Annotated in this window: 13 protein-coding genes; 3 read left to right on the top strand and 10 right to left on the bottom strand. The window is 41.5% G+C overall.

The annotated features are described in order from the left end of the window. Position 1: 1 nt before the first annotated feature. Entirely contained in the window at positions 2–2,017 is a 2,016-nt protein-coding gene (gene ligA, locus FXV78_RS04195) for an NAD-dependent DNA ligase LigA (RefSeq protein ID WP_004223761.1), read from the bottom strand. A 411-nt stretch (positions 2,018–2,428) separates the two neighbouring features. Between ligA and FXV78_RS04185 the strand changes: the two genes are divergently transcribed. Genes FXV78_RS04185 through FXV78_RS04175 form a run of 3 tightly spaced genes read left to right on the top strand, consistent with a single transcriptional unit; the run spans position 2,429 to position 4,656 of the window. Beyond that, positions 2,429–3,697, top strand: a complete 1,269-nt coding sequence (locus tag FXV78_RS04185; protein WP_004223756.1) for a Y-family DNA polymerase — start codon at positions 2,429–2,431, stop codon at positions 3,695–3,697. A gap of 19 nt (positions 3,698–3,716) precedes the next feature. Then, positions 3,717–4,025 carry a hypothetical protein gene (locus FXV78_RS04180; RefSeq protein ID WP_004223751.1) on the top strand — a complete coding sequence of 103 codons (309 nt, stop codon included), beginning with the start codon at positions 3,717–3,719 and terminating at the stop codon, positions 4,023–4,025. Between the two features lie 43 nt (positions 4,026–4,068). Further along, positions 4,069–4,656 (top strand): SOS response-associated peptidase, encoded by a 588-nt coding sequence (locus tag FXV78_RS04175; protein WP_039959616.1) that lies wholly within the window; start codon positions 4,069–4,071, stop codon positions 4,654–4,656. Positions 4,657–4,705: 49 nt separating this feature from the next. Here FXV78_RS04175 and FXV78_RS04170 read toward each other — a convergent pair whose 3' ends face one another. From FXV78_RS04170 to FXV78_RS04130, 9 genes are all read right to left on the bottom strand, one after another. Further along, positions 4,706–5,272, bottom strand: coding sequence for a hypothetical protein (locus tag FXV78_RS04170; protein ID WP_233447352.1), 567 nt, complete (start codon positions 5,270–5,272; stop codon positions 4,706–4,708). Further along, a complete protein-coding gene (locus FXV78_RS04165; protein ID WP_004223743.1) occupies positions 5,263–5,505 on the bottom strand; it encodes a hypothetical protein in 243 nt (80 codons plus the stop codon). The genes FXV78_RS04170 and FXV78_RS04165 overlap by 10 nt, the downstream gene beginning before the upstream one ends. A gap of 55 nt (positions 5,506–5,560) precedes the next feature. Beyond that, the gene (locus tag FXV78_RS04160; RefSeq protein WP_004223742.1) at positions 5,561–6,616 is read right to left on the bottom strand and encodes a TRM11 family methyltransferase; all 1,056 of its coding nucleotides are present in this window, start codon (positions 6,614–6,616) and stop codon (positions 5,561–5,563) included. 1 nt (position 6,617) lies between these two features. Next, positions 6,618–7,166 (bottom strand): AbrB/MazE/SpoVT family DNA-binding domain-containing protein, encoded by a 549-nt coding sequence (locus FXV78_RS04155; RefSeq protein ID WP_004223741.1) that lies wholly within the window; start codon positions 7,164–7,166, stop codon positions 6,618–6,620. Between the two features lie 62 nt (positions 7,167–7,228). Next, positions 7,229–7,972 carry a hypothetical protein gene (locus tag FXV78_RS04150; RefSeq protein ID WP_004223740.1) on the bottom strand — a complete coding sequence of 248 codons (744 nt, stop codon included), beginning with the start codon at positions 7,970–7,972 and terminating at the stop codon, positions 7,229–7,231. A gap of 17 nt (positions 7,973–7,989) precedes the next feature. After that, entirely contained in the window at positions 7,990–10,119 is a 2,130-nt protein-coding gene (locus tag FXV78_RS04145) for a vWA domain-containing protein (RefSeq protein WP_004223739.1), read from the bottom strand. After that, positions 10,116–10,493, bottom strand: a complete 378-nt coding sequence (locus FXV78_RS04140; protein ID WP_233447351.1) for a helix-turn-helix domain-containing protein — start codon at positions 10,491–10,493, stop codon at positions 10,116–10,118. The genes FXV78_RS04145 and FXV78_RS04140 overlap by 4 nt, the downstream gene beginning before the upstream one ends. Further along, complete coding sequence (locus tag FXV78_RS04135; RefSeq protein WP_004223737.1) at positions 10,381–12,198, bottom strand: AAA family ATPase; 1,818 nt, start codon at positions 12,196–12,198, stop codon at positions 10,381–10,383. The genes FXV78_RS04140 and FXV78_RS04135 overlap by 113 nt, the downstream gene beginning before the upstream one ends. Positions 12,199–12,209: 11 nt before the next feature. After that, positions 12,210–12,995, bottom strand: a complete 786-nt coding sequence (locus tag FXV78_RS04130; protein ID WP_004223736.1) for a hypothetical protein — start codon at positions 12,993–12,995, stop codon at positions 12,210–12,212. Positions 12,996–13,090 lie beyond the last annotated feature (95 nt).

The raw sequence follows: 13,090 nt of genomic DNA, 5'->3' as shown, positions 1-13,090 counted from the left end.
CTTACGCAATCATTTCAAGAAACTCATCTTCAGATAAAATCTTAATGCCGAGAGACTGGGCTTTTGCTAATTTACTGCCGGCTTTTTCCCCACAAATTAGATAATCTGTCTTTTTTGTGACAGAACTGCCGGCTTTTGCTCCAAGCTCTAAAATCTTCGAGTTGATTTCATCCCTTGTAAAATGAGCAAGTTTTCCTGTTGCAACGATAGTACATCCTGTAAATACATTTTCTTTCATCATAGTATTCATTTCCTTTCTTTCTTCAAATATAAGTTCTTTTTGGAGTTCGTGCCAGAGAATTAAATTGTTTTCATCAGAAAACCAGTCATGGATATTCTGATTCAGAGTATCACCAAAGTCATCTAACTGGGTGAAATCATAGTCACCAGAGGCAGCGTCAAAAAATTCCTGTAGACTGCCGTGGAATACTGTATCCAAAATCCTGCTTTTGGTTCGTCCGACCATAGGAATGTCCATGGAAACCAGGAATCGAACAAAGGTAGTATTCCGGCTGGAAGTAATGGAATTCCATAATCTTTCAAAGGATTTTTTACCGAAACCTTCCAACTGTAAGATTTCTTCCTGATGTTCATTTAGATGGTAAATATCCGGAAATGTCTGGAGATAACCCAAAGTCAGGAATTTTTCCAAGGTAGTTTCGGAGAGTCCCTCGATGTTCATTGCTTTTTTTCCAACGAAATGTGTAAAGCGTTTTCGGATCTGGCTATCACAGTTGGGATTGTCACAATGCACCGTTTCAATGAGACGCCCATCATTTCCTTTTCTTTGATAGATACGAGTCTGAGAACCACAGCATGGACATACAGGAGGAACTGCATCTACGTAATGACCACGTTCCAGATTTTCTTCAATATGAGGAATGATCATATTACGTTTTGATACAGAAATTCTACAACCTGGCACCAATTCTAATTCTTTGATAAAGGTCAGATTGTGAAGGGTTGCTCTGGAAACAGAGCATCCGTCAATTTCCACAGGGTCAAAAACTCCCACAGGTGCAATTTCTCCGAAACGGGTGGGTGTCCATTCTATATTGCGAAGAGTGGTTTCGTAAGTTTCGTCTTCAAACTTAAAAGCCAGTCCATCTTTATAATGATGTCCGGTACGCCCGCAGTTTTTGGAATAGTCCAGACTGTCGAAAATCATTACAATTCCGTCAATAGGCAGATGTTTTTTGCCTGCCAGATCAGTCAGCCTTTCAATATACTGATTTACAAGTTCCGAGGTTAAGGGATGGTTTGCAGCAATATAAGGACAAGGCTGAAAACCATAGTCAAACAGGCTGGAAATTTTCATAGCTCTGCTGTCTGGAAAGAGAAATGGAGAGTCCAGACCTTCCAGAACATTAAAAGGCATAAAGTGCAGACAGCGTCCTGCACAATTTGCCGGATCAAGACTTCGCACAGAGCCAGAAGCCAGATTTCGCCCATTTTTGTAAGGTTCTCCTTTTCCATCTCGGAGAGTTTCTTTTAAACGCTCAAAGTCATGGGTTGGGATGAAGGATTCTCCAACAATCACTAGCCGGCCTTTATATGGAATTGAAAGAGGGACATCAACGTATGCAGGGATGTTATGGGTGATAAGTTCCCCAATTTCTCCGTCGCCACGCGTAGAAGCCTCTACAAGTGTTCCATTTTCGTAGACCAATTTAGTCGTTAATCCGTCCAACTTCAGCATAAACAGAACCGGCTGCTTACCGGCAAAGCTTATCAAGTCCTGTACCTGCTTTGTCTTATCTAAAGAGAGCAAAGGGACTGGATGCTTTACTTTGGGAAGTTCACTGATGGGAGTATAGCCTACGGTTTGTGTCGGTGAATTGGATAAGATAAAGCCTGTCTGCTTTTCTAATTCCACTAATTCATCGAAGATTCGGTCATATTCCGCATCACTGATATTCGGACTGTTCTCATTATAATAAGCGTTACGCTGTAAATTCAGATAGTCCACCAGTTGTTTGATTTTTTCCACGTTTGATAATTCATTGGGATGGTTCATTTTATTCTTGTCTCCTTTTCTATGGTATAGTTGTAATTCTTATTTGTTCCGGTTTTTCTTCCTCCTTTCTTTGCGTTTAGGCATAAAAAAAGAGAATGACACGGATGTTCATTCTCTAATGCGTGCAGTTTCCTGCAAAATAAAAAAAGCCAGAAGTCCCTGCTGGTAGCGTGGTATACTTCTGACACTTTTACAAACCTAAACTGCGTGCGTATATCCTTTCCGGATGACACAAATAATAATTACATAGTAAGTGTAACACTATATGTAGTATGTGTCAATATAAAAACACTATATATCGTTTAGTCTGAGAGGAGAATTACTATATATAGAGGAAGCATGGATATGGAAAATATTATCTCTTGATTTCAGAACGTATGTTCTGTATAATGAGATGTAAAGGAGGGGAACGTGAGTTTGGGAAAAGTGATTTTTCATATAGATGTAAATTCTGCCTTTTTGTCCTGGGAAGCGGTATATCGGCTGCATCATTTGGGATGGAAAGGCGATTTAAGAGAACAGGTGTCGGCGGTAGGAGGGGATATGGCGATGCGTCATGGAATCATTTTGGCAAAATCCATTCCAGCAAAGAAATATCGGATACAGACAGGTGAATCAATCTTGGAAGCAAAACAGAAATGTCCCAATCTTATTTTAGTGCCTCCAAATTATGGATTGTATGAGAGGTGTTCCAAAGCTTTTATGGGAATTTTGCAAGAGTATTCTCCCGTAGTGGAACAATACTCGATAGATGAGGCGTTTGTAGATATGACTGGAACGGAATTGCTTTGGGGGACGCCAGTGGAAGTAGCGGAGAAGATGCGGAGACAGATTAAGGAACGGCTTGGATTTACAGTGAATATCGGTATTTCAGAGAATAAACTGTTAGCTAAGATGGCAAGTGATTTTCAGAAGCCAGACAGAGTGCACACATTATGGAAGTCTGAGATACGGAATAAGATGTGGCCATTACCGGTAAGCGACTTGTTTTTTGTAGGACGGGCAACAACAAAGACACTTTTCAAGTTGGGAATCCGAACAATAGGAGATTTGGCAAAGAGCGATCCTGGCTACTTAAAACAACAGTTAAAGAAACATGGGGAAGTAATCTGGGGATTTGCAAATGGGATTGATGTATCTGCAGTCCAGTCTGCCCCACCTGCCAATAAGGGATATGGTAATTCCACAACGATTCCTTTTGATGTGACAGATGCATCTACAGCAAAATTGGTGCTGTTGGCTTTGGCAGAGACAGTAGGAAGCAGACTTCGTGGAGCAGGAGCTAGGGCAGAAGTGATTGCAGTAGGGATCAAGAACTATGATCTCAGTTATGCCAGTCACCAGATGACGCTTCAGAATGCAACCAATATTACGAAAGAGATTCATCAGTGTGCCTGCCAGTTATTTGACCAGCTCTGGGATGGGACACCCATCCGGCATCTGGGAATCCATACCAGCCGCATCAAGGATCAGGTGAATATGAGGCAATTGGATCTATTTGATACGAATGATTATGAGAAGCTGGAAAAAATGGATGAAACGATAGATCAGATTAGAAAACGGTATGGGAATGATTCGGTAATACGTGCAGCTTTTTTAGGTGGGTGTATTGATCACATGAGTGGTGGCATTTCACGGGAAAAACGTTCTGTGGACTATGAGAAATTAAAGACAGAATAGCGGGAAGGGGGAAGAAACGGTGGCATTTGGAATCGGAATAAATACAGAGCATACAGAGCAGGAGCCTTTATCCGGAACCTATCATGAGGTGGCAGTCCAGTGCTGGTTCACAGCTACCGGAAAATCTTTGCCATTGATGTTGAAGGTAAAAGGGGAGGATGAAGAGATTATCCAGATCAATCATATCCAGGTTCTGACTGTAGAAAAACAGTGGTATGCGGGGATTGTGAACTGGAAGTATAGATGTCAGGCGGTACTTTTGGGAAAACAAATCAATTTTGTGCTCCTCTTTTGTCCGGAGGATTGTGCATGGAAACTGGTTGTATAAGATACCCAGGATGAAGTAAAATATGAATGAAGGAGGACAGAAAATGTGCGGAAGATATTATGTGGATGATGAAACTTCACAGGAGATTGAGAAGATTGTAAAGAAACTGGACCAGCGTTTAAAGATAGAGCATGGGCAGGACATCCATCCGTCTGAATCTGCAGTTGTACTTACAAAGGAGTGTAGGGAAGTGGCTGCAAGGCAGATGCAGTGGGGCTTTCCGGGATTCCAGGGAAAGGGACTGCTTATCAATGCAAGGGCAGAGGCGATACTAGACAAGAAGACCTTTCGAGAAAGTGTGCTACATCGAAGATGTGTGATTCCCGCCCGTCACTTTTACGAATGGAGTAAAAACAAAGATAAATATACTTTTCAAAGTCCAAAGCAGGATGCCACATTATTTATGGCAGGGTGTTATCAAATCTATAATGGCCAAAATCGTTTTGTTATTCTGACTACACAGGCAAATGCTTCCGTAGCACCGGTGCATGAACGGATGCCATTGCTTTTGGAACGACAAGAACTGGAAGATTGGATTATGGAGGATGCAGCGGTAGAAATTATTCTTGCTAAGAAGCCCATACCGTTGAATCGGACAGCAGAATATGAACAACTGAAATTATTTTCGTAAAAAGGGAAACCCACAAAAGTTTCCCTTCTTGACATAATAATTTTTGAATTTAGAATCCATTGTTTATTTGTTCTGTTGTTGCAGGCATAGGAGAACTGGATTTTACATAGAGTAATAGTTTCCCGTTCAGATCCAAATCCTGTTTACTCCATTGCCCATTCTCATAAACCATTTGGGTAATGGTATTGTAGATAATTGGCGTATCCTCTATACGTTCCATATCAACCACAAGGCAATCCTGAAGGGCAATATATGGATATAGAGCATCTTCAATATATGTCCTTAATTTTAATGCCTGCCTGTGCAGTAGTTCCACATCATACAGTTTTGATAAGGTATAGCTCATTTCTTTGAGCATCCCGGATGTTGTAATGGTCTGTTGGATAACAGAAATCTGCTGTTCCAGAGATACATCTGGATTTATCATAAGCTTTGATAATGTAATTTCTTTTACAAAAGCTGTCGCTGTATCACCAATTTGCTTTTTTAGGGTTTCATAAGGAACCCGATACTGTGTCCGTAAAATTTCAAGTGGAACGTATTCCCGGTTTTTCTTTAAAGTGGAGAGCAATTCACAAAGGCTGCTTCCTAGTTCATATATGTTATTCAAGCACACATCACTTCCGATACGGTTTCTGGTATAAGAACCAGATGGTAAATGGTATTTTCTGTTTCAAAAATGACACTGTCCTTAGATACTTCCAAAATCGTTAGGATAGGAGATGTCAGAATAGAGAAACCATTGACCCCAGAAATAATAGCACGTTCCCCAACACGTAGCGGAGAATGAAACCATCCAGAGAGTGTTGTTATTTGTTTATCTTTTACATGGTGCTTTCGATTTGTCATAGTGTTCACACTCCTTTTGTATCGCCATAGAGAATCTGTTTTTCATGGCTCGTTTTTATGTAACAGGGTAACTCAAACGAAAATATCCTTTCGATACAGGGATATATTCGTCTGGGTGTTCATATAAGGTGGCACGGATACGTTCCTGATAATGCGGATTCTTTTTCGCTTTTGGGTGTTCCTTTAATAAAGCGTACAGGTCTTTTAAAGCCCCTCTTCCTCCAATACTCTCCATTGTCATCCGGATTAGATGATGCCAAGTTAGTGCAAGAATATCTGTATTTTGTACAGAAAACACACCTTCTTGCCGGATGCTGAAGGGGATAATGAAAGAATCTGCTTTTTTCAGCAACAGAGCATATTCTGTCACAATGGGAATGAAAGGCTTTTTGTACGTCCGATTGTCAGAAACACAATTAAACTGGCCCTTTACCAGAAAGGATTCAAAATCACCCATCCGCATTAAATCATGCTGCATACTATAGAACTTACCATGGAGCCGCATATCGCCTACCAGTATGGCAAGCCTGCCACCTTTCCGAAGTGCCAGGAAAAATTTCCGGATGCAGTGATTTAATTTTTCTAGAAAATCCGAATAGTTTTCACAGCGGGATAGGTCGTCCGGGTGAGGGTTTCCCCAGATATTTCCGGAATACTGGATCATATTATGGTAAGGTGGATGGAAAAAGATGAGATCAGCGGAATCCTCCACTTCATCTTTTAGAGCATTCCAGTTACCTTTTCCATAAGCAGGTGCCGGATTTAGATCATAGAGCAGGGAACGTACCTGATAACGGTCAGCAGCCGCCTTTGAAGTTCCGGAGCCACTCATAGGATCTAAGAGGGTAAAGGTGCTGGTATCTTTTCCGTAATATCGCATATCGTCCAGGCAATAGCGTAGAAGCGCTGCAACCACTTCGGGGGAGCAGTTACCACGCCACTGGCTGTTACCGCCTTCTCCCCGTTCTGGGTATGCCATGAAAGAAGTCAGTTCCTTTCCTACACGTTTTCGCAATCCTTCCGTTCCAAGCATGTCAGCGACAGTACGCCATTGGGGACCAAATTCAGCTTCCAATAGTTGTGCTGCCCGTTGCAGCAGTAAGTCATTCATTTTATGTCACCTTCCTTTCATAATTTTGTTGGATGTAGCGGGAAATCGCCGCTGCAGTCATTTTGGCACAGCCTAAATCCATTTCGCTGAAAGGCTGTTGATTTTTTGCACATAGTAAAAGTCCCAGGGCTTCCCCCAATTCGTCTTTTTTAGAAATAGGGAAAAAGGCTGATATGGGATATTTTCCTGTCATAGTAGGGTATATGCGTTCCTTTTCAGAGAATAATTTCATCTTTCCCTGTTGCAGAAGCCTTTGAATACTTTCTGTTACAGGCATATTAAGTGCTGTATGATAATTCTTGGAAGCAATGATTTTGGAATGATTACATAACAGAATCCGGCAAGGGACATTGCTATGTAAAATATCCAGAAAACTGTCTAACCGGATATCCATAGGGATATGGGAGTCGCATTTACGAAGACAGATGTTGCGTGTGTCAGCTTCCAACATCAATACATCGCCTGTATGAAGCTGTAGGGCTTTTCTTACTTTGGCAGGAATAATGATCCGCCCTTGTTGGTCAATATTTAGTGTTGTAGCATAATCCATAGAGATCCCCTTTCCTTTATAAAAAGAAGCAGTCTTTTCGGCTGCTTCTTTGTTGAAATTCTTTAAGCGACATACATACCATTCAGATATTGCTCTTGTGGCTGTCCCTGCATATAGGAAGTCATTTCATCTGGCTGTGGCTGTATATTTTGTGCCATTCTTGCTTCCTGTTGCTTTTTAAGCTGTTGTTTGCCGTTTTGAATCAGGAAGGATGCAACATAGGCTTCCCAATTTACGATATAGGAATCAGCACGTTTTAACAGCATATAAAAATCCATATCTGTCAATTGTATAAAAGCACTTTTTTCAGAGATAAAACTTTGAGCCTGCATATAAGTGCCGCCGTTATGATTCTTTTTCTTGATACCTTTTCCGTTATTAATTTGAATTCTCCATGGACTGGTCAGTATTTCCTGCTGGTTGTTATATACGTGGCGGGAAATAAAAAACTGTTGTGCAGTAGAATAGCCATTGCCATCCGGCACACCAAATATTTTACTTTGTGACCATTCAAATTCAGGAAAGCCAGCGGTAACTCTGGACAGCAGAAATTGAATTTGTTCGGGTGCCAGATGAAAACGGGTGATAATATTTTTATCACCGGTACCACTAGAGTAATCCTGTATGGAGATTCCAATAAGGGAGTGAACTTTATGACCATTTTCTTCAAATTCTCCTTTTGCATGAAGCTGTGCATAGCTGTTATAACTTGTGTAGCGGAGGCGGTCATACAGTGCAATTAATTTTTTACTGGTCTGTACTTTGCATATCTGATCTGTAATTGAGTTTTGATAATTTTCACTCATGTATGTTTTCCTTCTTTCTATTTCAAATATTGTTTTACAAGCTGTGTCATATTTTTGGGTAAATCTTCTAATTTGGTAATATCTAAAAAACCATCCTGATAAATTCTGCGGATGTTTTCTTTGTCATCACCAATTGCTGCAGCAAAGATCACAATGCCACGTTTACGATATTCATTCTTGATACCACGAAGATCTGCTTCTGCTTCCGTACCACTGTACCCACAATCTGCGGGCTGTCCGTCAGAGATTATGATGAGGAGTTTTTGTGATTCCGGACGCTTTGCCAGGTGTTCCGCAACATAACGAAGTGCAGCTCCATCCCGGTTGCCATTACGGGCAGACATATCCATCAGCCGGTAACGGTCAGAGGCATCCAGAGAATCAAATTCAGCATAGGAATACAAAGCAACACCCTTGGAATCTGTAGAATGCCCATAAATGGTAATAGGAATTCCCAGGCTCGTACAGAAATCATACAGCACGATTGCAGTTTTCCGGGCATGGGTAATACGATCTCCCCAGCCCATAGAACCACTTTCATCAACCAAAAGTCCCACGGAAAGTTTTTGTTCTTCATCCGGAAGCCTGGTTCTGGTAAAGATACCGCCGTCCTTTCGGTGTAAAGCCCGCATATCCAGCCTTTTACCAAATAACAGGTTTTTTTGTTTCCCGCCTTCTGCCTCTTCTTTTAATAAAGGAAGAATGGAACTTTGCAGCCTTTTGGAGGTCCGCAAAAGAGGGGAAGCAACTGTTTGATAAGATTTGATAAAAAAGTCGGAAACGGGATTGATGCGGTGGATTGTTACATGGATGCCTGCATGGGCATTTCCGTAATGTATTTCATCCGCCGATTTTTGCAAGTCTTCTGTTAATTCCTGTTCATAATCATTTTGGGCTTTTTCCGTAGCAACATCATTTAGGATGCGTGCAAGATCATTCGCTGCATTTTCATAACCGGAACCGGCATACTGTGATGCGTATGTGATTCCTGGATTATTTCCATCTAATATTGCTATAGTTTTAGCAAATTCAATTCTACCCCCTTCTTCCTGCAGTACTTTTTCTGCCTGGTTAATCGCATCTTGCCTGTAATTTGGATCAAGACCAGATAAGTCACAGGTTATAGGAGTTTTTGATTTTTCTGTAGGACCTGGAATGTTTTTGGGGATTCCTCCGTTTTTACCAGTTGGAAGAGGAGATCCGCTACCTGATTCTTTCCGCAGCAGATCGTCCAGAGCATCGCCAACTTGGGTACTATCCTGCTTTTTTAAAGACTCTCTGGTTTGCTCTACCATAGGCTGAATATAGTTCCAGCAAAGTACTAAAAGATAGTTGGAAGCACGGAAGCGTTCTTTCCCCTGTGTGGCAATTAAGGCATCGTCAATATAATCCATGCAGTCTGAGAGTGTGTCCGTGTATTCTCCGGAATAATTCGTGCGGTTATTTAGATTACCAGTCCGGCAATAGGACAAAATTAAATTACTCATGATGGAAAACGGCTGATAGCCACAATCAATTTGTTCCTGTATAGAAGGAATCAATTCAGACATCCGCAGATTATTGATCTGTATTCCCTGCTTAAAAGTTCCGGGATATTCTTCACACATCCGGGCTTCAATGTAGATGTCCTCCAGTATATTATTAAACTGTGCAGCACAGCGGGATAGCGTCAGACACGTTGCGTTATCTTTTTCTTCCATGGCATCTAAGATGTCCTGCAGATTTGCCTTGTATCCAGAAGGAAGATTGTCTGGTGCTTCTGGATAGAAGGAACCATTTTCCATATTGGTCAGATAAAGCTGTAGTGATGCAAAATCAGAGTAACGCAGATGTCCGATTTCATGTCCGGTCAATCCTGTCAGGCTTTGTGAACGTAGAAATCGGGAAGGAAAGCTTTGGGTTATCGGGTTTGCAGCGTTACAGTGAATTCTATAATTATCTGTATAAGCGATGTCTGCATTTTCAGAACTGTCCCATTCCATAAGTACCTGAAGTCCATAGCGAGAACGGCCAGTAGCCGCTTTCGCCAGAGATGTTTGGTATTTTTGGAAAGCCGATGAAAGAAAGAGTTCTTCATCAGTGATTTTTGACTCCGTATCCCGGATCATTCTTTTTAAAGCTTTTTGAGTGTTATTCAATTTCTTCACCCTTCTTTCTTTTTCATATTTTGGGTTAGGAGATCTTCCATTGTACAGCCGTAATACTGGGCTAACCGAAAGACGGCGTAAGCAGATGGAAGCGTATGCCCATTTTCATAGTTCATAATTGTTTTTTCCGGTAGATGTAGAAGTCTTGCTACGGCTTTCTGAGAGAGTTTCGTCTGCTTGGATTTTCTTAAATAAACGAGATTTTCTGCCAGAGTTTTGCGTAGTTCGGCTTCGGTATAAAAGGTGTTCCTCAATAGTGTGTTATGATGCAAGAACTGTATCCAAGCAAGAACCTTCAATTTCGATACGGCTTTCAGAATCGGCAGTGACGGAAGATAAAATGGTATAATGAGCAGCTTCCTGTATATCGCCACATACCATAAAAGACTGAACCCAGGCAATTAATTCCCGGACTCCACAGCAGCCATCTGTTATCAGGTTATCCTGACAATACTGTGCGATGGAACGTACAATCTGTGTCATGGTACGTACTGATTTTTTATCGGAACATCCGGTAATAGCAAGAACACGCTCTACCATGGTCTCTTCATCCGGTTCATCCATATCTATGACCATATTCATCCTTGAAATGACAGACTGGTTCATGGGACGACAGCCGGCATAGTCATGATTAGTTGTGACTACAATGGTAGTATCCGGATGCCGATGGATGACTTCCCCGTTTGGCAGAAATACACTGTTACAACGGTCCAACAGGGAATTAAGCCCTACCAGTACACCAGGATTGGCAATCACCGTAGGCTCCTGTATTTCTACCAGATAGCCGTTTCGGATGGCTTCAACCAGTGGTGTATCCACATAGCGGAACTGTTGGCTGCTGGAGGTAGCAGCTTGTTTCTGTTTCATTTCCTCAGATATATGATGGATCAATTCTTCATAAACTGTATTTTCTGATACTTTTTCATCATAAGTACCCGTTAATTTTTCATAGGCAGTAGCCGGATCTAGGGTAATGTCTTGAAAAGAGGGCAGTTCCCCTACCAAAGAAAGCTGTTTTTCATCTACATCAGGTAAAATCTGTCCAAGAAGGTCAAAAATTTCTGTATTTGCCGAGCAGGTGATGCATCGGTAAGGAAGGTGAAGTCCTGCAGCAATGGCTTTGGCACCTTCGGTCTTTCCCGTTCCAGCAGGCCCACGGAGCATAAAATTCCGCATAGGCTGCTTGCTGTCAGTTGTTAATTTAGCATGTTCGCATATTCTTTGGATTTCTTTTGGGATTACATACCAATCTTCGAGAATAGGAACGGTTGATTCTTCTTGGGGAGTTAATGTCCGAGAATTGGACAGGATGTATTTATCGACAAAATCTTCTTTGGGAATTGAAACGGCGGAAGCAGTATAGTGATGTCCACCTTTTAATACCTGAAAGGTACCCTGGATAATTTCCGTTGGTGCATAAACACCTTTTTGGATATTCAGTGGTGTAAGTCTTTGGAGCACGCCATTTGCAGGAGTGTCAACTTTGATGTTCCCGATAGGAAGGGAATCACCATAACGGATCCTGCGGTACACGTTATCACAAAGAACCGCAGCCGTTTCTGCAGCTTTGGGCAGGTCAGGAAAACCGTCATCACGGTGTTGCTTTAATTCCTGATATTTTTCATTGAATTCGTCATCAGAAAGAAACGTAGGCATTAAAGCAAAATAAAGAGCACTTCCGGAATCATCATCTTTTTTAAACTGATATGGCTCTGGTTTACTGTCCAGATCCAAAGGTTTTTCATACTTTCCAGCTATAAATTTCCCAGTCATACGGTTGTAGACCACTACATGCAACAACTCAGTACGGCTTGGATATTCTGCGATTGTAAAATTGTTTGCCTGGCTTCCAATGGCTCCGAGTTCTTCCTCTGTTTTTCCAGCAGGTGGATTTTCCAAATCCATATAAGTAAAAACTGCCTGCAAAGTAGCAGAATGCAGAGTGGCTTGCTTTCTTGGCTGAATGCAGTATTTGGAAGAAATGCCCTTAAAAATAGCATCACGTCCGGAATAACAATCAAAAGGTTTTGGCAGTGGCCGTTCAAAAGCCCATTTTGGAAAAAAATTCACATTTGGCATAAGATTTCCTCCTATTCTTTCACCCAGGATAATTCGAGGGCCTGGTCCTTTTCTTTTGCGGTCAATTCATCTTTTTGGAAGATGGAAATGAGAACATCCCAATAGTTTCGTGGCGGGAAATAATCAAAACAATCCTTGATTTCCGCTGTATCACCATTTTGGATGTAAATTTGCCCGTTTTCATTAATATAGAGTTTATGGTGTCCTTTCGCATGGAGCTGCCCGATAAGGTTCTCCAGCTTTTTCTTGCCAATTAAGGAATACCAGGATTCCGGATCAGCAAAAGGAACATCGTCCTCATCGGTAACTGTGACAGTCTTTTTGAGGCTGGCAATGGTCAGCATTTGAAGTTCCAGATATCCGTATTGGTTCATACGTGCTTCCGCAAAGTTGTAGTCCTCCGTATGAAAGGTTCTCAGACGTATGGGATTTCCGCAAAGAAGCTGATTCATGGATGGCGGCTTCTGGAATTCCCATGTTGCATTTGGAAATGCAGCCTGTAGTTTGTCGGTAATCTGATAGCTGATTTGTCTCCAAAGCAATTCTTCTGTTTCGGAAACTGGCTCAGATGATTTCAAAGAAGACCAAGGGCTTGTTTTGCCCTGGTTCTTGAGTAGGTTTAGAGTCAGTTTATGGATTTTGGGAAGAAGTGTGGAAAGAAATAGCAGCAGGATGCCAAGGATTCCGATACTTGCGACTGCATTACGATTTCCATTTCCTGGTATGAATATAGTTGCAATTAACAAAATTATTGTGAGCATACTTAGAACTTTAAGAAATTTCTTTTGTGTATTCACTTCATTTCCTCCATGGTTGTTTCAATAGAAAAAGGAATTGCAGCAGACCAGTAGATACTGGAAAGTCGCAATTCCTTCATTTTAGGGATCTTTGA

The sequence above is a fragment of the Mediterraneibacter gnavus ATCC 29149 genome (genome assembly GCF_008121495.1).
Lineage (GTDB): Bacteria > Bacillota > Clostridia > Lachnospirales > Lachnospiraceae > Mediterraneibacter > Mediterraneibacter gnavus.
This window is presented reverse-complemented; position numbering and strand designations above follow the sequence as displayed.